This window comes from Sphingomonas adhaesiva, from assembly GCF_036946125.1.
GTDB lineage: Bacteria > Pseudomonadota > Alphaproteobacteria > Sphingomonadales > Sphingomonadaceae > Sphingomonas > Sphingomonas adhaesiva_A.
This window is the reverse complement of the sequence record NZ_JAQIJT010000002.1, coordinates 1170469-1189733: the sequence shown is the minus strand read 5'-3', so window position 1 is coordinate 1189733 and position 19265 is coordinate 1170469. Positions and strand designations below refer to the sequence as shown.

18 protein-coding genes are annotated in these 19265 nt (G+C 68.2%); 13 read left to right on the top strand and 5 right to left on the bottom strand.

The genetic code is table 11. From position 1 onward, the window contains the following. The first annotated feature begins 30 nt into the window (after nucleotides 1–30). Genes PGN23_RS11930 through PGN23_RS11915 form a run of 4 tightly spaced genes read left to right on the top strand, consistent with a single transcriptional unit; the run spans nucleotide 31 to nucleotide 5671 of the window. Nucleotides 31–2016, top strand: a complete 1986-nt coding sequence (locus PGN23_RS11930) for a 2-oxoacid:acceptor oxidoreductase subunit alpha (RefSeq protein WP_335303116.1) — start codon at nucleotides 31–33, stop codon at nucleotides 2014–2016. Nucleotides 2017–2067: 51 nt separating this feature from the next. Further along, the gene (locus PGN23_RS11925) at nucleotides 2068–3090 is read left to right on the top strand and encodes a 2-oxoacid:ferredoxin oxidoreductase subunit beta (RefSeq protein WP_335303114.1); all 1023 of its coding nucleotides are present in this window, start codon (nucleotides 2068–2070) and stop codon (nucleotides 3088–3090) included. A gap of 17 nt (nucleotides 3091–3107) precedes the next feature. Then, entirely contained in the window at nucleotides 3108–4448 is a 1341-nt protein-coding gene (locus tag PGN23_RS11920) for a cryptochrome/photolyase family protein (RefSeq protein WP_335303113.1), read from the top strand. Between the two features lie 11 nt (nucleotides 4449–4459). After that, nucleotides 4460–5671, top strand: coding sequence for a cyclopropane-fatty-acyl-phospholipid synthase family protein (locus PGN23_RS11915; RefSeq protein ID WP_335303112.1), 1212 nt, complete (start codon nucleotides 4460–4462; stop codon nucleotides 5669–5671). 3 nt (nucleotides 5672–5674) lie between these two features. On the opposite strand, the gene PGN23_RS11910 is transcribed toward PGN23_RS11915, so the two are convergent. Together PGN23_RS11910 and purF are read right to left on the bottom strand one after the other, a co-directional pair. Then, complete coding sequence (locus tag PGN23_RS11910) at nucleotides 5675–6385, bottom strand: SDR family NAD(P)-dependent oxidoreductase (RefSeq protein WP_335303110.1); 711 nt, start codon at nucleotides 6383–6385, stop codon at nucleotides 5675–5677. A gap of 7 nt (nucleotides 6386–6392) precedes the next feature. Beyond that, nucleotides 6393–7850 carry an amidophosphoribosyltransferase gene (gene purF, locus PGN23_RS11905; RefSeq protein ID WP_335303109.1) on the bottom strand — a complete coding sequence of 486 codons (1458 nt, stop codon included), beginning with the start codon at nucleotides 7848–7850 and terminating at the stop codon, nucleotides 6393–6395. Nucleotides 7851–7966: 116 nt separating this feature from the next. Between purF and PGN23_RS11900 the strand changes: the two genes are divergently transcribed. From PGN23_RS11900 to PGN23_RS11880, 5 genes are read left to right on the top strand one after another with little or no spacing between them, the layout of a single operon-like run. Further along, entirely contained in the window at nucleotides 7967–8215 is a 249-nt protein-coding gene (locus tag PGN23_RS11900) for a DUF7218 family protein (RefSeq protein WP_335303108.1), read from the top strand. 32 nt (nucleotides 8216–8247) lie between these two features. Further along, nucleotides 8248–8610: a phosphoribosyl-AMP cyclohydrolase gene (gene hisI / locus PGN23_RS11895; protein WP_335303107.1), complete on the top strand. Its 363-nt coding sequence runs from the start codon at nucleotides 8248–8250 to the stop codon at nucleotides 8608–8610. Beyond that, nucleotides 8607–9098 carry a hypothetical protein gene (locus tag PGN23_RS11890; protein WP_335303106.1) on the top strand — a complete coding sequence of 164 codons (492 nt, stop codon included), beginning with the start codon at nucleotides 8607–8609 and terminating at the stop codon, nucleotides 9096–9098. The genes hisI and PGN23_RS11890 overlap by 4 nt, the downstream gene beginning before the upstream one ends. Before the next feature lie 32 nt (nucleotides 9099–9130). Next, complete coding sequence (locus tag PGN23_RS11885; protein WP_335303105.1) at nucleotides 9131–9550, top strand: MerR family transcriptional regulator; 420 nt, start codon at nucleotides 9131–9133, stop codon at nucleotides 9548–9550. Between the two features lie 4 nt (nucleotides 9551–9554). After that, nucleotides 9555–11357: an acyl-CoA dehydrogenase C-terminal domain-containing protein gene (locus tag PGN23_RS11880; protein ID WP_335303104.1), complete on the top strand. Its 1803-nt coding sequence runs from the start codon at nucleotides 9555–9557 to the stop codon at nucleotides 11355–11357. A 427-nt stretch (nucleotides 11358–11784) separates the two neighbouring features. Here PGN23_RS11880 and PGN23_RS11875 read toward each other — a convergent pair whose 3' ends face one another. From PGN23_RS11875 to PGN23_RS11865, 3 genes are read right to left on the bottom strand one after another with little or no spacing between them, the layout of a single operon-like run. Then, nucleotides 11785–13167, bottom strand: coding sequence for a cell wall hydrolase (locus tag PGN23_RS11875; protein WP_335303102.1), 1383 nt, complete (start codon nucleotides 13165–13167; stop codon nucleotides 11785–11787). Then, nucleotides 13091–14011, bottom strand: a complete 921-nt coding sequence (gene cysK / locus PGN23_RS11870) for a cysteine synthase A (protein WP_335303101.1) — start codon at nucleotides 14009–14011, stop codon at nucleotides 13091–13093. The genes PGN23_RS11875 and cysK overlap by 77 nt, the downstream gene beginning before the upstream one ends. Then, nucleotides 14008–15384: an MFS transporter gene (locus PGN23_RS11865; protein WP_335303100.1), complete on the bottom strand. Its 1377-nt coding sequence runs from the start codon at nucleotides 15382–15384 to the stop codon at nucleotides 14008–14010. The genes cysK and PGN23_RS11865 overlap by 4 nt, the downstream gene beginning before the upstream one ends. A 113-nt stretch (nucleotides 15385–15497) precedes the next feature. On the opposite strand from PGN23_RS11865, the gene pdhA reads away from it, so the two are divergent. The 4 genes from pdhA to PGN23_RS11845 all read left to right on the top strand — a co-directional run bounded on the left by pdhA (nucleotide 15498) and on the right by PGN23_RS11845 (nucleotide 19244). Further along, a complete protein-coding gene (gene pdhA / locus PGN23_RS11860) occupies nucleotides 15498–16568 on the top strand; it encodes a pyruvate dehydrogenase (acetyl-transferring) E1 component subunit alpha (RefSeq protein ID WP_443019773.1) in 1071 nt (356 codons plus the stop codon). A gap of 1 nt (nucleotide 16569) precedes the next feature. Beyond that, nucleotides 16570–18006, top strand: coding sequence for a pyruvate dehydrogenase complex E1 component subunit beta (locus PGN23_RS11855; RefSeq protein ID WP_335303099.1), 1437 nt, complete (start codon nucleotides 16570–16572; stop codon nucleotides 18004–18006). A 58-nt stretch (nucleotides 18007–18064) separates the two neighbouring features. Beyond that, nucleotides 18065–18709, top strand: coding sequence for a squalene/phytoene synthase family protein (locus PGN23_RS11850; protein ID WP_335303098.1), 645 nt, complete (start codon nucleotides 18065–18067; stop codon nucleotides 18707–18709). Nucleotides 18710–18773: 64 nt separating this feature from the next. Beyond that, nucleotides 18774–19244, top strand: a complete 471-nt coding sequence (locus PGN23_RS11845; protein ID WP_335303097.1) for an EF-hand domain-containing protein — start codon at nucleotides 18774–18776, stop codon at nucleotides 19242–19244. Nucleotides 19245–19265: the final 21 nt, after the last annotated feature.

The following is a 19265-nucleotide window of genomic DNA, read 5'->3' as shown; positions in this document are numbered from 1 at the left end:
GAAGGTGGCAAAAGAAGACGAGGAGAGCCGATGGCCACCGCCGCGCATCAGGTCACGCCCGAGGAAGCCGGAGCGTCGCCCGCCCCCGAGTCGATGGTGGTCCGCTTCGCCGGGGACAGCGGCGACGGCATGCAGCTGACCGGCGGTCAGTTCACGCTCTCCACCGCGCTGGCGGGCAACGACCTCGCCACCTTCCCGGACTTTCCCGCGGAGATCCGCGCGCCGCTCGGCACGCTCTTCGGCGTCTCCGCCTTCCAGATCAACTTCGGCTCCACCGCGATCGAAACCGCGGGCGACATGCTCGACGTGCTGGTCGCGATGAACCCGGCGGCGCTCAAGACCAACGTCGACGCGCTCAGGCCCGGCGGCCTCATCATCGCGGACGAGGGCGAGTTCGGGCAGCGCAACCTCGACAAGGCGAAATATCCCGCCAACCCGCTCGACGACGGCACGCTCGCGCGCTGGCAGGTGATCCGCCTCAACATCTCGCAGCTGACGCTCGACGCGGTGAAGCCCTTCGGCCTCGGCAACAAGGAGGCGCTGCGCTGCAAGAACATGTGGACGCTGGGGCTCGCGCTCTGGATGTTCGACCGCGACCGTCAGCCGCTGGTCGACTGGCTCAAGGCGAAGTTCGCGAAGAATGCGACGCTGGCGGAGGCGAACATCGCCGCGCTCAATGCCGGCCATGCCTACGGCGAAACCGCCGAGCTGGGCCAGACCGTCAAGCAGCACGCGCTCCCCGCCGCCCCCGCCGAGCCCGGCCTGTACCGCACCGTCACGGGCGCGGAGGCGATCAGCCTGGGGCTCGTCGCCGGCGCGAAGCTGGCGGAACTGCCGATGTTCTTCGGCGGCTATCCGATCACCCCGGCCTCGGCGATCCTCCACCATCTGTCGCGGCTGAAGGAATTCGGCGTCACCACGTTCCAGGCGGAGGATGAGATCGCCGCGATCGCCTCCGCGATCGGCGCCAGCTACGCCGGGCAGCTCGGCGTCACCTCCTCCTCCGGCCCCGGCATCGCGCTGAAGGGCGAGGCGATCGGGCTCGCCATCATGACCGAGCTGCCGCTGGTCATCGTCAATTCGCAGCGCGGCGGACCCTCCACCGGGCTGCCGACCAAGACCGAACAGTCCGATCTCTATCAGGCGGTCTATGGCCGCAACGGCGACGCGCCGATGCCCGTCATCGCCGCGCGCTCGGCGGCAGACTGTTTCGAGGTCGCGATCGAGGCGTGCCGTATCGCGACGCAATATATGACCCCGGTCATGCTGCTGACCGACGGCTATATCGCCAATGCGGCCGAGCCGTGGAAGGTCCCCGATCCCAACGGGTTCGATCCGTTTCCTGTCGCCTTCCTTCAGGATGTGCCCGATGGCGGGTTCCAGCCCTACGCCCGCGACGCGAAGCTCGCGCGCCCCTGGGTGAGGCCGGGGACCCCGGGGTTGCTCCACCGCATCGGCGGGATCGAGAAGAAGCAGGGCACCGGCAACATCGATTACTCTCCCGCCAACCATCAGGAGATGACCGATACCCGCAAGGCGAAGGTCGACGGCATCGCGGTGCCCGATCAGGCGGTCGAGCTGGGCGAGACGTCGGGGACGCTCGCGGTCGTCGGCTGGGGCTCCACCTTCGGCCCGATCCATCAGGCGGTGCGCCGCGCGCGGCGCCGCGGGCTGAACGTCAGCCACATCCACATCCGCCACATCTGGCCGATGCCGCAGAATCTCGCTGTCCTACTTCGCGGCTTTCGGCATATCCTCGTGCCCGAGATGAATACCGGCCAGCTGAAAACCGTCCTGCGCGATCAGTTCCTGGTCGACGCGAAGCCGCTCAACAAGGTGTCGGGCCAGCCGTTCCGCATCTCGGAGATCGAGGCGGCGATCGCCACCTTCTTCGACGGCGTGCCCGGCAACGAGGGCGGCGAGGTGCCGGCCGATGCCGCGCAGCTGCCGACGCCGCAATCGGGCCATGACGACGGCTCGCTCCGGACGGAGGCGCCTTCTCCGCAACGCGTCTGAACCTCGCGTCCGCGCCAACATCGCCAACATCCGCCCGACAGGACCCGCCCGATGAACGACATGACCCCCGGTTTCGTGGTGACCAAGCCCAAGGATTGGGAGACCGATCAGGAGGTTCGCTGGTGCCCCGGCTGCGGCGACTATGCCATCTTGAAGGCGGTTCAGCGGACCATGCCGGAGCTGGGCGTTCGGCCCGAAAACACCGTGTTCGTCAGTGGGATAGGCTGCTCTTCTCGCTTTCCCTATTACATGGAAACCTATGGCTTCCACACCATCCACGGCCGTGCGCCCGCGGTCGCGACGGGGGTGAAGCTGGCCAATCCCGAGCTGGATGTCTGGATCATCACCGGCGACGGCGACGCGCTGTCGATCGGCGGCAACCACACGATGCACCTGTTGCGCCGCAACCTCGATTGTCAGCTGCTGTTGTTCAACAACGAGATCTACGGACTGACGAAGGGGCAATATTCGCCAACATCCAGGGTGGGCACCCAGTCGCCATCGACCCCGTTCGGGTCGGTCGACCGCCCGGCCAACCCCTGCGCCTTCGCGCTCGGGGCGGGCGCCCGCTTCGTCGCGCGCGGCATCGACGTCCACAAGAACCTCGTCGGCGTGCTCAAGGCCGCGCATGCGCACAAGGGAACCAGCTTCGTCGAGATCTTCCAGAACTGCATCGTCTACAACGACGACGTCTTCGCTCCCTTCACCGAAAAGGCGAAGGCCGCCGAGGCGCAGATGTGGGTCGAGCACGGCAAGCCGCTGACCTTCGCCGGCGGAACGAAGGGGTTGAAGCTCGATCCTGCGACCCTGACGCTCCAGGTCGTGGCGGCGGATGATCCCGGCGTGCTGGTCCACGACAAGGCCAACCGCGCCATCGCGCATGCGCTGGTCGAAATGCCCTTCGGGACGTTCCCGATGGCGCTGGGCGTCATCTACGAGGACCCGGCGCCGACGTTCGAAAGCGCGGTCGTGGCGCAGAATGCGCAGGTCGCGGCCGGCAAGACCCCCGACCTCGCCAAATTGCTCGCCAAGGGGCAGACCTGGATGGTCGAGAAGGAACCGCGGGTGGAGTAGCGGCGTAGCGTCGGGCGATGACCAGTCTTCTGTGGCTCCGCCAGGACCTCCGCCTCCACGATCAACCCGCGCTCACCGCCGCCGCGCATGCCGGCCCGGTGATCCCGGTCTATGTGCTGGATGACGAGACGCCGGGCGCGTGGCGGATGGGCGGTGCGCAGCGCTGGTGGTTGCACCACAGCTTGACAAACTTCTCCAAGGCATTGAAAGAAAAGCAGAGTAATCTGATCTTGCGGCGGGGCAAGGCGGCCAGGATATTGATCGAACTGGCCGACGAGACGGGGGCGGAGGCGATCCACGCGATCCGTCATTACGAGCCGTGGTGGCGCGACGCGGAGGAAGCGCTGGGCGAGCGCCTGTGCCTCCACGACGGCAACCACCTCGCCCCGCCGGAGCAGGTGACGACCGGATCGGGCGGGCAATATCGCATCTATTCCTCGTTCTGGAAGGCACTCCAGTCGCGCCTGCCGCCCGAGGATCCGCTTCCCATGCCGCGCTCGATCCCGGCCCCCGAGACATGGCCCAAGAGTGACCGGCTGGCCGACTGGAACCTGCTGCCGACGAAGCCCGACTGGTCGGGCGGGTTCGACTGGACCCCCGGCGAAGCCGCCGCGCTGGCGAAGGTGAAGTCGCTCGATATCAGCGACTACGATACCGCTCGCAACATGCCCTCGCAGGAGGGAAGCTCGCGCCTTTCCCCCCATCTCCACTTCGGGGAAGTGTCGCCGCGCACCGTCTGGCAGGCGACCGGGACAGGGGATACGACCTTCCGCCAGGAGCTCGCGTGGCGCGATTTCACCAGCGGCGTCGTCTGGGCGCTGCCGAAATATGGCGAGGAAAACGGACGTCCTGCGTTCGACAAGCTCCCGTGGCGCACCGGCGCGGCAGCGAAGCGCGACCTGACGGCATGGCAGCAGGGACGGACGGGCTATCCGATCGTCGACGCCGGGATGCGCCAGCTCTGGACCACCGGCTGGATGCACAACCGCGTCCGCATGATTACCGCCTCCTTTCTCATCAAACACTTGCTGATCGACTGGCGCGAAGGGGAGCGCTGGTTCTGGGACACGCTGGTGGATGCCGATTACGGGAACAACGCGGTCAATTGGCAGTGGGTCGCGGGCACCGGGGTGGATGCCAACATGTTCGGCCGAATCATGGCCCCGCTGTCGCAATCGGCGAAGTTCGATGCGGGCGACTATATCCGGCAGTGGGTGCCGGAGCTCGCCGAGCTGGGCGACGACGCCGTCCACGATCCGGACGGGGCCGGCTGCCGGCCGCGGGATTACCCGGAGCCGCTGATCGGTCACCGCGAGGCGCGCGAGCGCGCGCTGGCGGCGGGACGAAAGGTGCGTTAGGCGCGCTGCGCATGGACGCGGCGACCACCCGGATTTCTCGACCCCCTGTCGCCGCGCGGTGGCTCGGCCGCGTCTATCACCGCGTGCTCGACCGCATCAATGCCGGACTGCTGGAAGGGGCGATCGATGCGCAGCTTCCCGACGGCACCCGTCGCCTGCTCGGCGGACATGCCGCCGGCCCGCTCGCGATCGTCCGCGTGGTGCGCTGGCGCGCGCTGTGGCGGCTCGTCACCGGCGGCTCGATCGGCTGGTACGAGGCGTGGGAGGCCGGCGACTGGACCAGCCCGGATGCGGTGCCGATCTTCGACCTGTTCATGCGCAACCGCACCGCGCTGGGCGACGTCGCCCGCGCCAAGGCGAGCGCGAAGCTCGCGGCGCGCGTGCTTCACCGCCTGCGCCGCAACGATCGCGCCGGGTCGCGTCGCAACATCGCGGCGCACTACGACCTGGGCAACGACTTCTATCGCGAGTGGCTCGACCCGACGCTGACCTATTCCAGTGCGCTGTTCGCCGGCTCGGCGCCGTCGCTGGAGGAAGCTCAGCACAGCAAGCTGGATGCGATCCTGCGCCGTACCGCCGCGCGCCCCGGCGACCGCATCCTGGAGATCGGCTGTGGCTGGGGCTCGTTCGCGGCTACCGCCGCGGCGGCGGGCGTAGGGGTACATGCGCTGACGCTCTCCACCGAGCAGCGTGACCATGTGCTGGCGCGCGACCTGCCCGGCGTCACGGTCGGGCTGACCGACTATCGCGACGTCGAGGGCAGGTTCGACGCGGTCGCGAGCATCGAGATGGTCGAGGCGGTCGGCCCGGAATATTGGCCGACCTATCTCGCGACGATCGCGCGCGTGCTCAAACCGGGCGGTCGTGCGGCACTCCAGCTTATCACCATCGCCGACGACGTCTGGGCCTCCTACGCGGGCGGCGTGGACTTCATCCAGCGCTACGTCTTCCCGGGTGGATCGCTGATCTCGGAGAGCCGCTTCCGCGCGATCGCGGCGCAGCAGGGCCTGACCTGGGAGGACCCGCAGTCCTTCGGGGAGGATTATGCCGAAACGCTGCGACAATGGCGCGATCGGTTCGATGCGGCCGCGGCGGACGGCCGCCTGCCGCCCCGCTTCGACGCGCGCTTCCAGCGATTGTGGCGCTATTATCTGATGTATTGCGAAGGCGGCTTTCGCGGCGGCGGGATCGACGTGATGCAGGTGACGCTGGTGAAGGGCTGACCCTCAACCGGCGACACGCTCGCGGTGATTGGCCTCGAACCCGTCGATCGCCAGCTGGACGATCCGCTCCGCGACCACTTCCGGCGGCTTGACCGAGGCGGGATCCTCGCCCGGATAGGCGCGCGCGCGCATTTTCGTCCGCGTGGCTCCGGGGTCGAGCACCGCGACGCGGATGCGGCCGACCTCCGCCGTTTCGTCGCCATATGCCTCGAGCAGCGTCTCGAACGCGGCCTTGGAGGCACCGTACGCGCCCCAATAGGCGCGCGGCGTCCGCCCGACCGAGGAAGTGATCCCGATCACCCGTGCGCCGCTCGACCGGCGGAGCATCGGGTCGAAGGCCTGGAGCAGCGCCAGTTGCGCCGAGACGTTGAGCGTCAGCAGCTGCGCAAATTCCTTCGCATCGATCGCGGGCACCGCGGCCAGCGTGCCGAGCATGCCGGCGTTGAGCACCATCACGTCGAGCGCCTGCCAGCGCTCGCCGATCGCGGTGGCGAGCTTCGCGATCGAATCGCTCTGCGCCAGGTCGAGCGGCGCGATCGTCGCCGATCCGCCCGCGTCGAAGATGGCCTGTTCGACATCTTCCAGCGCGGAGGCGGTGCGGGCGGTCAGGATCACGTGCGCGCCCCGGGCGCCCAGCGCGATCGCGGTCGCGGCACCGATACCGCGGCTGGCGCCGGTGACCAGCGCCAGTCTGTCCTTCAATTCCTGAGCCATAGGGTCGTCAGTTCACTCGTTCGGCCAGCATCGCGAACTGGTCCACCGCGCTCGATTCGTCGTGGTCGGTCAGCGCGGTCGGATAGTCGCCGGTGAAGCAGGCATCGCAATAGCGCGGGCGGATGTCGGCGCGGTGACTCTCGCCCAGCGCCTTGTAGAGCCCGTCGATCGACACGAAGGCGAGGCTGTCGGCGTGGATGAAGTCGGTCATGCCGCCCAGATCGAGCTTCGCCGCGAGCAGCTTGGCACGTTCCGGCGTGTCGACGCCGTAGAAACAACTGTGGCGGGTCGGCGGGGAGGCGATGCGCATGTGCACCTCGGCCGCGCCGGCATCGCGCATCATCTGCACGATCTTCAGCGAGGTGGTGCCGCGGACGATCGAATCGTCGATCAGGACGATTTTCTTTCCCTGGATCAGCGCGCGGTTGGCGTTGTGCTTCAGCTTGACGCCGAGGTGACGGACCTTGTCGCCGGGCTGGATGAAGGTGCGGCCGACGTAATGCGAGCGGATGATGCCCAGTTCGAACGGAATACCGCTCTCCTGCGCATAGCCGATTGCCGCGGGGACGCCGGAATCCGGCACCGGGATGACCAGATCCGCCTCCACCGGCGCCTCGATCGCCAGTTGCGCGCCGATATTCTTGCGCACGGAATAGATGGAATGATCGTCCACGATCGAATCGGGGCGCGAGAAATACACCCATTCGAAGATGCAGGGGCGTGCCGCGACCTTTTCGAACGGCTTGATCGAGCGGATCTCGTTGCCCTGGACGATCACCAGCTCGCCGGGCTCGACCGAGCGGACGAACTCCGCGCCGACCACGTCGAGCGCGACGGTTTCCGACGCGAAGATGATCGCATCGCCCAGCTTGCCCATGACCAGCGGACGAATGCCCAGCGGATCGCGGCAGGCGATCATGCCGTCGGGGGTCATCACGATCAGCGCATACGCGCCCTCGACCTGCCTCAGCGCGTCGATGAACTTGTCTAGCAAAGTGCGATACTGGCTGGTTGCGACCAGATGGATGATCGTTTCGGTATCCGAGGTCGACTGGAAGATCGAGCCGCGGCGCACCAGCTCGCGGCGCAGGCGCATCGCATTGGAGATGTTGCCGTTATGCGCGATCGCGAACCCGCCCGACTGCAGCTCGGCATAGAGCGGCTGCACGTTGCGCAGCGCGGTCTCTCCCGTGGTCGAATAGCGGACGTGCCCGCAGGCGACGTCGCCCTGGAGCGAACGGATGATGTCGTCGCGGTCGAAATTGCCCGCGACATGCCCCATCGCGCGGTGCGTATGGAACTCGCGCCCGTCGAAGCTCGTGATCCCGGCGGCCTCCTGGCCGCGGTGCTGGAGCGCGTGCAGCCCCAGCGCCACGAGCGCGGCGGCGCCGTCGGAGCCGGAGGCACCGAAGATGCCGCACTCCTCGTGCAGGTGATCGTCGTCGAACGGATGTGTGGTCAGCATGTGGCGGGGGCTTCCATCGTGCGGGGCCGCATATAGCGCCTGACGCGCGAATGTCATCAAAGCGCGGAGCGTTTTGCGGCACACCGCGTTCGGGTCGGTTCGACAGGAGATTTCGCATGGCCAAGGACCACGGATCGCAGGTCAAGGACGACGCGCTGTACGAGGAGTTGCGCGAGCAGGGCGCGTCGAAGGAGAAAGCGGCGCGAATCGCCAATGCCAAGGCGAACGGCTCGCTGGACCACGAATCGACCCGGCTGGAGGACCGCACGAAGTCGGACCTGTACGACGAGGCGAAGAAGATCGGCATCGAGGGTCGCTCGACGATGTCGAAGGACGATCTGGTCAAGGCGATCCGCAACCGCTGACACGCGACCGAGGCGATGCTAGGTCGCCGCTCATGGTCGACGATCGCGAGCAGGGCACTATTTTCCAACCGAAGTTCGATGCTGCGGGACTTGTCACCGCGGTGGTGAGCGATCGCGCGAGTGGCGCGCTGCTGATGGTGGCGCACATGAATGCGGCGGCGATCCGCGCGACCCGGGACAGCGGCGAGGCGACGTTCTTCTCGCGGAGCCGCGGGCGGCTGTGGAAGAAGGGCGAGACGTCCGGCAACGTGCTGCGCGTGGTGGAGATGCGGGTCGATTGCGATCAGGATGCGCTGTGGATCATCGCCGATCCTGCCGGGCCCGCCTGTCATACGGGGGCGAAGAGCTGCTTCTATCGCCGCGTCGGCGCTGACGGGCTGGAGCGCGTCGATTGAGGCGTGGCGCGCTCGCCGCGCTCGCGATGCTGGCGGCGTGCGGGCGTCCGGACCCGGCGACCGTCGACCCGCGCGGCGGCGAGGGGTTGGAGCGGGCAGCGCTGGCGGCGAATCTCGTCGTGGATCCGGCGCGCATCCTGCCCACCGGCGTGTTCGTCGCGGACAACGACCGGATCTGCCTGGTGCCGCGGCCGGACGGTTATCGCGTCGGGGCGAGTGTCGACTATGGCGAGGGGCAGCGCTGCTCCGCGCGGGGCACGGCGACGGGCCGCGACGTGCTGGCGATCGATTTCGGCGGCGGGTGCCGATTCGACGCGCGCAGCGAGGGCGACCGCATCGTCTTTCCCACCATCCTGCCGGCCCCCTGCGAGGCGGCGTGCGAGGGACGCGCGACCCTGGCGGCGCTCCGTGTCGAGCGGTTGAGCGACGCTGCGGCGGAGGCGGCGCGCCTGCGCGGTGCGGATGGTCAGCTGCTTTGTGCGGATTGACGTTCACGTAAGCGGAATTTAGAAGCGGTGGCATGAGTTCGTCCGCCGCCTATGCCGTCGTCCCGCCGCGGCCCGATCGCGACAGCTTCAGCATCACCGATCTGTCGAGCGAGTTCGGCATCACCCCACGCGCGCTGCGATTCTACGAGGACGAAGGACTGATCGCGCCGGAGCGGCGCGGACTGGCCCGCATCTACTCCCAGCGCGACCGTGCGCGCGTCGCGTGGATCCTGCGCGGCAAGCGCGTCGGCTTCAGCCTGGCCGAAATCCGCGAGATGATCGATCTCTACGACATCGGCGACGGGCGGCACGTGCAGCGCGTCGTGACGATCGAGCGCTGCAAGGCGCGGATCGATGCACTCAAGAACCAGAGGCGCGACATCGACGCCGCGATCGAGGAGCTGACCGCCTTCCTCGACGTGGTGGAGAGCGCGCAGAGCAAGGAAGACTGATCCCATGCCGCAATACACCCCGCCCGTCCGCGACACCCGCTTCGTGCTGGAGCATGTCGTCGGGCTGGACCGCTACGCCAATGTCGAGGGCTTTGCCGCCGCGACCCCGGACACGGTCGATGCCGTGCTGGAGGAGGGCGGGCGCTTCGTCGCCGAGGTGCTGTTCCCGCTCAACCAGTCGGGCGATCAGGAAGGCTGCAAGCGCCATGACGACGGCAGCGTCACCACCCCGGCCGGGTTCAAGCAGGCCTATGACCGCTTCGTCGAATCGGGCTGGGGCACGCTGAGCGCGCCCGAGGCGTTCGGCGGGCAGGGGATGCCGCACGTCGTCTCGACCGCGTTTCAGGAGTTCATGATCTCCTCCAACATGGCCTTCGCCATGTATCCCGGACTGGCGCATGGCGCGATCGCGGCGCTGGTGGTGAAGGGGTCGCCCGAGCAGCAGGAGAAGTACCTGCCCAAGATGGTGTCGGGCGAGTGGGGCGGCACCATGAACCTGACGGAGCCGCAATGCGGTACCGACCTGGGGCTGATCCGCACCAAGGCGGAGCCGCAGGCGGACGGCAGCTATGCCATCACCGGCACCAAGATCTTCATCTCGGCGGGCGAGCACGACCTGACCGACAATATCATCCATCTGGTGCTGGCGAAGACGCCGGGCGCGCCCGACAGCAGCAAGGGCATCAGCCTGTTCGTCGTGCCCAAGTTCCTGGTCAACGACGACGGGTCGCTGGGCGAGCGCAACGCGGTGTCGTGCGGCTCGATCGAGCACAAGATGGGCATCCGCGCGAGCGCGACCTGCGTCATGAACTATGACGGCGCGAAGGGCTGGCTGGTCGGCGAGGAGATGAAGGGGCTGGCCGCAATGTTCATCATGATGAACGCGGCGCGGCTGGGTGTCGGCTTGCAGGGGCTGGCGATCGCCGAGGTCGCGTTCCAGAATGCGGTGCAATACGCCAGGGACCGGCGCCAGGGCCGCGCGCTGACCGGGGCGGCGGAGCCCGATGAGAAGGCCGACACGCTGTTCGTCCATCCCGACGTGCGCCGGATGCTGATGGAGGCGAAGGCGTGGACCGAGGGGCTTCGCGCCCTGTGCCTGTGGGGGGCGCTGCAGGTCGATCTGGAGCACAATGCCGCGACCGAGGAGGAGCGCCAGCTGGCCGGCGACCTGATCGGGCTGCTGACCCCGGTCATCAAGGGCGTCGGCACCGACAAGGGCTATGAGATCGCGACCAACGCGCAGCAGGTGTATGGCGGACACGGCTACATCCAGGAATGGGGGATGGAACAATACGTCCGCGACGCGCGGATCGCGCAGATCTACGAAGGCACCAACGGCGTGCAGGCGATGGATCTGGCGGGGCGCAAGCTGGCGATGAACGGCGGCCGTGCGGTGCAGGCGTTCGGCAAGCTGGTGCTGGAGGAGATCGCGGCGGGCAAGCAGAACGAGGCCACCGCCGACTTCGCCGCCCGGCTGGAGAAGGCCGCGGGCGAGTTGCAGGGGGCGACCATGTGGTTCCTGGCGAACGGCATGAAGAACCCGAACAATATCGGCGCGGGTGCGGTCCCGTACATGCATATCGTCGGCGTCGTCGCGGTGGGGCTGATGTGGCTGCGCATGGCGACGGCGGCGGCGAAGCTGAAGGCCGAGGGCAGCGGCGACGCCGCATTCCTCGACGCCAAGCTGGTAACCGCGCGCTTCTATGCCGAGCGGGTGCTGCCGCAGGCGGGTGCGCTGCGCCGCCAGATCGAGGGCGGCGCGGAGTCGGTCATGGCGCTGCCGCCGGAGATGTTCGCGGCGGCGTGAGCCGGTGCCCTTCGTCACCCCGGACTTGTTCGAGACCTCTGCGACACTCAGTTCCTTGTTCCCCGGCGTAGGCCGGGGCCTTTGCAAAATGGATGCAACAGCGCCGCATACCGATCGTGCTCCTGCGCAGGCAGGAGCCCAGGGTCAGACAGAACAAGGCCTGTAGGGGCCGGCAACCCTGGGCCCCTGCCTTCGCAGGAGCACGGTGGAAGCTTTTGCAATGGTCTCGCGAAGGCCGGGGCCCAGCTGGTCGACGGTGGTAACAGACGGAAAGGTCATACAAACTGGGCCCCGGCCTTCGCCGGGGAACGGAAAAATTGCCGAGCGATCCACGACTTTCGCAGGTCTCGACTTGTTCCGGGGTCCAGGGTTCCGCACACGGCGCGTCGTGACGTGTGGACCCCTGGATGCCGGAACAGGTCCATGATTACATCTCCGGCACCGCGATCGTCGGACCGGCGACGGGAGCGGGCGCGCGGCGGACCCCGGTCAATCCCTCCGGTCCGCGTGCCGTCGGTGCGGGCGCGGGTGTCGCCGTCAGCGTCGCCCGCCCGCGCATGCATTGCGTCGCCGCCTCGCGGGGGAATTGCTGGCAATTCCACAAGGTCCGCTCCAGCTTGCCCGCGCGGTCGCGCAGGTAGCTGAACCCCATCCCCTGATATTGCGCCGGCGACATGGTCAGCGAGTTCGGCAGCAGGCGAGCGTCGATCCAGCCCATCAGCTTGCATCGCGCACGCTCGCCGCATGCCTTGAGCGCCAGCGCGGGGAACGCCTCCGGCGTGCGCGGATCGAGGACGACGAGGAACGTATCGGGATCGTCCGGCAGCGCGCGCGGCGTGCCGGCGAGCGACGCGGCGGCGATCGTCGCGGGGGCCGGAGCGATCAGTCCATCGGCCAAAGGAGCAGCGGCGGCGACGGCAAGCGCGGCCTCGTCCAGCGCGCTGCCCAGCCGGTGAACCGGGGACACCGCCGCCAGCTTGGCGACGACCGGCTCCTGCGCGGAGACGCTGCGGCGGAACGCGGCCGGCGTACCCCACCAGCCGGTCCAGCGGAAGAACAGGTGCGTGTGGACCTCGGCGATCTTGTCTAGGCTGGCGCTCCAATAGGGCACGACCCAGTCGGTATGGTAGTGGGTGGCATAGCCCACGGTGCGATCGACCGCGCCATTCAGCGCCTTTGACGCGAGCCGTCGCGCGCGATCCCAGGCGGGGGGCGAGGGAATGCGCGCGAGCGCGCCGTCGCAGGTGAAGGTGAACTGACAGCCGGTGCTGCGCTCCGATCCCTGGAACACGACCTCGCACACCGTCTTGGGAAAGGCGGGATGGCGCAGGCGGTTGAGGACGACCTGCACGACCGCCTTCTGCCCGACCGGATCGTCTCCCGCCTCGTAATAGGCGGCCGCGGCGAGGCAGTCGGTGGCGCGGGCGCGCTGCTGCTCGTCGCCGGCGAAGCGGAACGGGCGCGCGGCAGGCTTCGGACCGCGGACGAACGGAATGCTCGCGTTCCACGCGCGGGCGTCCGCCGGGTCGAGCGACTGGAACTCGACCGGCTCGACCTCCGGCACCTCGGTCGCGGCGACGACGCGCTGCGGGCGCTTCACCTTGGCGACGAGCGCAGGCGGCAGCGCGGCAGGGATCGCGGGCGGATGGGTGACGACCGCCGCGGGAACGGCGATCGCGGCCGCCGCGATCCCGCCGAGGATCGCGCGCAGCCGCCAGGACAGGTCGCTCAGATCAACTCTCCGGCAGGAAATCCGGCACCGAGAGGTAACGCTCGCCGGTGTCGTAATTGAAGCCGAGGACGCGCGCATCGTCCGGCAGGTCGGGCAGCTTCTGAAGGATCGCGGCGAGCGTCGCGCCCGAGGAGATACCGACCAGCATCCCCTCCTCGCGCGCGGCGCGGCGCGCCATGTCCTTGGCGACCGCGGCATCCACCTCGATCACGCCGTCGAGCGCCTGGGTGTGGAGGTTGGACGGGATGAAGCCCGCGCCGATGCCCTGGATCGGGTGCGGTCCCGGCTGACCGCCGGAGATGACCGGCGAAGCCTGCGGCTCGACCGCATAGACCTTCAGCTGCGGCCATTCCTTCTTCAGCGTCTCGGCGACGCCGGTGATGTGGCCGCCGGTGCCCACGCCGGTGATGATGACGTCGATCGGCGCATCGCGGAAGTCGTTGAGGATTTCCTGCGACGTGGTTCGGACGTGGACGTCGACGTTGGCGGGGTTCTCGAACTGCTGCGGCATCCACGCGTTCGGCGTCTGCTCGACCAACTCCAGCGCGCGCTCGATCGCGCCCTTCATCCCCTTTTCACGCGGGGTCAGGTCGAACTCGGCCCCATAGGCCAGCATCAGGCGGCGGCGTTCCAGGCTCATGCTCTCGGGCATCACCAGCACCAGCTTGTAGCCCTTCACCGCGGCGACCATGGCGAGGCCGATGCCGGTGTTGCCGCTCGTCGGCTCGATGATCGTGCCGCCGGGCTTCAGGTCGCCGGCTGCCTCCGCCGCCTCGATCATGGCGAGCGCGATCCGGTCCTTGATCGAGCCGCCGGGGTTCGAGCGCTCAGACTTGATCCAGACTTCGGAGCCGGGGAACAGCTTCTGCACGCGGATGTGCGGCGTGTTGCCGATCGTCTCCAGGATCGTGTTGGCCTTCATGGCTGCGCTACTCCGTGTTGTGGTTCGGTTTCGAGCACCTCGGGCGGGTCAAACGTCCGCGCCCGCTTCAGTTCCGGAAAGAGATAGGCCCATAGCAGGGTGACGGTGATCGCGCCGACCCCGCCGAAGACGACCGCGCCGACCGGACCCAGCAGCGATGCCATCAGCCCGCTCTCCGCCTCGCCCAGCTCGTTGGAGGCGGAGATGGTGAGCTGCGACACCGCGCCGACGCGTCCGCGCATGGCGTCGGGCGTGTGGAGCTGGATCAGCGACTGGCGGACGTAGACGGACACCATGTCGGCACCGCCCGCGACGATCAGCGCGACGAGGCTGAGCACGAAATCGGTCCGGATCGCGGGAAAGAGCGAGCCGGGCGGGAGCGGCAGGACGGTTATGCCGAGCGCGTCGGTCACCTGCGTCGCGATGCCGAAGGTCAGGATGCCGAGCCCGAAGACGACGACCGCGATCAGCATCTTCACCCCGACGTTGGTCTTCATCGGGCGGAAGGAGAACCAGATCGCCGTCGACGCCGCGCCGATCCCCATGCCGGCGGCCAGGAAACCCAGCCCGCTGGCGCCGACGTGCAGGATGTCGCGCGCGAAGATCGGCAGCAAGGCGGTCGCGCCCGCCAGCAGCACCGCGAACAGGTCCAGCGTGATCGCGGCCTGCACCAGCCGGTTGCGCCGTACATAGGAAAAGCCGTCGAGGATGCGCTGGAGCGGGCGGCGGTCCTTCTGCGCCGGTGGCTGGGGCACGCGCCCGATCAGGAACATCAGCCCCAGCGCCAGCGCCAGCATGCCCGCGACCGTGCCGTACGCGACGTCCGGATGGATCGCGTACAGCAGCCCGCCGACGCTGGGCCCCGCGATGGTGCCGGTCTGCCACGCGATCGACGAGATCGCGATCGCCGTCGGCAGGCTCTCCTTGGGCACCAGATTGGGCGCGAGCGCCGAATACGCCGGTCCGGAGAAGGCGCGCGCCACGCCGATCACGCCGGCGGCCCCGAAGAGGAACGGCAACGTCAGCCCGCCCGCCCAGGTCAGCACACCGAGCATCGCGGCGTTGACGACGAGCACCGCCGTGGTCCCGCGCACGATCCAGCGCCGGTCGATGCTGTCCGCCACCAGTCCCACGACTGGCGTCAGGACGAACAGCGGCACGAACTGTACCAGCCCGATCATGCCGAGCATGAACGCCGCCTCGCGGATGTCCATCGTCTCGCGGGCGATACCGTATACCTGCCAGCCGATGATGATCGCCTGCGCGCTGATCGCGATCGTGCCGGAGAAACGCGCCAACCAGTATGCGCGGAAGTTCGCGATGCGTAGCGGATGGATCGGGGCGGCGGGCTCTGGCTGGGGCGGGCGATCCATGATCGGATCGGTAGCCGCGCTCCGAAACCCTTTCAAGCCGCTAGGGTTTGCGCAACCCGGCGTGCCGCGACTATAGGCGCGTCTCTCCCCAAGGAAACGAGGTTACGTCCATCGTGGCAAAAGCCCCAGCCCGCACGAACGCTACGGCATCCGCGCCAAAATCGAGCGACCCGTACAGGTCCAATCGCGAGCGTCCCGCCGATCCCGCCCCCTATGAGGCGACGAAGGAGGAATTGCTCAAGTTTTACGAGGACATGCTGCTGATCCGCCGCTTCGAGGAGAAGGCGGGGCAGCTGTACGGCCTGGGGCTGATCGGCGGCTTCTGCCACCTGTACATCGGGCAGGAGGCGGTCGCGGTGGGGCTGCAATCGGCGCTGACCGAGGCGGATTCGGTCATCACGGGATACCGCGACCACGGCCACATGCTGCTGTGCGGCATCCCGCCCAAGGACGTCATGGCGGAGCTGACCGGGCGTCAGGCCGGCATCTCGAAGGGCAAGGGCGGCTCGATGCACATGTTCAGCGTCGAGCATAAGTTTTACGGCGGCCACGGCATCGTCGGTGCGCAGGTATCGCTGGGCGCGGGCCTCGCCTTCAGCCACAAGTACAATGGCGACGGCGGCGTCACGCTGGCCTATTTCGGCGACGGCGCGGCGAACCAGGGCCAGGTGTACGAGACGTTCAACATGGCCGAGCTGTGGAAGCTCCCGATCATCTTCGTGATCGAGAACAACCAGTACGCCATGGGCACGTCGGTCAACCGCGCCTCGTCGGAGGATCAGCTGTATCGCCGCGGCGAGAGCTTCCGCATCCCGGGCCTGCAGATCGACGGCATGGACGTGCTGGCGGCGCGCGGCGCGGCCGAGGAAGCGCTGGCCTGGGTGCGCGCGGGCAAGGGGCCGATCATCCTGGAGATGAAGACCTATCGCTACCGCGGCCACTCCATGTCCGACCCCGCCAAATACCGTTCGCGCGACGAGGTGCAGGCGGTGCGCGACAAGTCCGACCCGATCGAGCACGTCAAGAAGCTGCTGATGGACGACCACGGCACGAAGGAAGACGAGCTGAAGGCGATCGAGCAGACCATCCGCAAGCAGGTCAACGAAGCGGCCGACTTCGCCGAGAGCACGCCCGAGCCGGAGCCGGGCGAACTGTATACCGACGTTCTGGTGGAGAAGTATTGAGATGGCGATCGACATCAAGATGCCGGCGCTGTCCCCCACCATGGAGGAGGGGACGCTCGCCAAGTGGCTCGTCAAGGAAGGCGACACCGTCAGGTCCGGCGACATCATGGCCGAGATCGAGACCGACAAGGCGACGATGGAATTCGAGGCGGTCGACGAGGGCACCGTGGCGAAGATCCTGGTCGCCGAGGGCACCGACGGCGTGAAGGTCGGCGAGGTCATCATGCAGCTGACCGGCGAGGGGGAGGAGGCGGGTAACGCGGACACCGCCCCGGCGCAAAGCAAGGACGACGATGCCGCGCCCAAGGCGAAGGCGGACGCGAAGAAGGACGACGAGGTCGAGGATTCCGCACACCCGGCGCAGGAGAAGGTCGAGACGGGTGCGCGCCAGCTGTTCGAGGCGGCGAGCCAGAAGGCCGAGGTGACCGATCCCGCGATCCCGCAGGGCACCGAGATGGTGAAGGTCACCGTCCGCGAGGCGCTGCGCGACGCGATGGCCGAGGAAATGCGCGCCGACGAGCGCGTGTTCGTGATGGGTGAGGAAGTCGCGCAATATCAGGGCGCGTACAAGGTGACGCAGGGCCTGCTCGACGAGTTCGGCGACAAGCGCGTCATCGACACGCCGATCACCGAATATGGCTTTGCCGGGATCGGCGCGGGCGCGGCGATGGGCGGGCTGAAGCCGATCGTCGAGTTCATGACGTTCAACTTCGCGATGCAGGCGATCGACCACATCATCAACTCGGCCGCGAAGACCAATTACATGTCGGGCGGCCAGATGCGCTGCCCGATCGTGTTCCGCGGCCCGAACGGCGCGGCGAGCCGCGTCGGCGCGCAGCACTCGCAGAACTACGGCCCGTGGTACGCCAGCGTCCCCGGACTGATCGTCATCGCGCCGTACGATGCGGCCGATGCCAAGGGGCTGCTGAAGGCTGCGATCCGCTCGGCCGATCCGGTTGTGTTCCTGGAGAACGAGCTGCTCTACGGTCGCTCGTTCGAGGTGCCGAAGCTCGACGACTGGGTGCTGCCGATCGGCAAGGCGCGCATCATGCGCGAGGGCAGCGACGTGACGATCGTCAGCTATTCGATCGGCGTCGGGCTGGCGCTGGAGGCCGCCGAGACGCTGGCGGGCGAGGGGATCGAGGCGGAGGTCATCGACCTGCGCACGCTGCGTCCGCTCGACAAGGAAACCGTGCTCAAGAGCCTCGCCAAGACCAACCGGCTGGTGGTGGTCGAGGAAGGCTGGCCGACCTGCTCGATCGCGTCGGAGATCGTGGCGATCGCGATGGAGGAGGGGTTCGACGACCTCGACGCCCCGGTCCTGCGCGTCACCAACGAGGACGTGCCGCTGCCCTATGCCGCCAATCTGGAGAAGCTGGCGCTGGTGTCGGCGGACAAGGTGACGGCGGCGGTCAAGAAGGTCTGTTACCGCCAGTGACGGGCATCCCGCGCGCCGACCGTTCGATCGGCGCGCGGACGCTGTGGCGGGTGGCGGCATGAGCTCGCCCGACGAGCGCGCGCTCGCCATCGGCTATGCGCCCGCCGATCGCCGCGCGGCGCTGGCGGCGCTGTTCGCGCTGGACGATCGGTTGGCCGCGATCCTGCGGACCACGCGCGAGCCGCTGGTCGGACAGATGCGGCTGACCTGGTGGCATGAGGCGCTTTCCGGCCTGACCCCGGGTGACGGGCCGGCGGAGCCGGTGCTGTCGGCCCTGTCGCGCGATGTCGTGGCGCTGACCGCCGCGGCCCCGCTCGCCGATCTGGTGGAGGGGTGGGAGGCGCTCCTCGATATCCCGCTCGACCGCGCGGCGCTGGCGCGTCATGCCGAGGCGCGCGGGGCAGGCCTCTTCTCGCTTGCGGCGGTCGTTCTGGATCGGGACAGCGAGCAGGTTAGGCTCGCCGGAGAGGGGTGGGCGCTCGCCGACCTGTCGCGCCACCTCAGCGATTCCTCGCTTGCCGCCGAGGCCCGTCGAACCGCGGAGGAAGGGCTGGCGCGGGCCTTGTCGCCGCGGTGGCCGGTGGCGCTGCGCGCGCTGGGGGCGATGGCGCATCTGGCCCGGCTCGACCTGCGCGACGATCGACCGGAGGACCATCCGGCGCGGGCGGCGCGCATCCTGTGGCATCGTATGACGGGCCGCTGACCGCTTTGGCGTGGTTGCCGTCCGCCGCGGTGCCGATAACATGCGGCAACGGGGGGGACGGACGATGTGGCGATATGCAGCGGGTAGTGTGGCGACGTTGCTGCTGGTGGCGGCGGGGTGGCTGGTCTTCAACGGTCAGGCGCGCCCCGATCCGTTGCTACCCTCCCCGGCGCCCGTGACAGCACAGGCGGCTGTAGCCGGTCAGGCGGCAGCGGACGACGCGGATCTGCCCGAGGCGACGGCGAAAACACGCGAGCAAAAGCGATTCGATCGCTACGACAAGGACCGCGATGCCAGCATCACGCGCGAGGAATATCTCGCGTCGCGGCACAAGGCGTTCGCGAAGCTCGACGTGAACGGCGACGGCCGGCTGTCGTTCGACGAATGGGCGGTCAAGACGACGAAGCGCTTCGCCGAGGCGGATCGCGACAGGTCGAATACGCTCACCGCCGGCGAATTCGCCACGACCGCGCCGAAGCGCAAAACCGCGAAGCCGGCATGTCGCTGCCCGCAGCCGGCGGCGAGCGACGACTGAGCAAAGAAAAAGCCGGCGCAT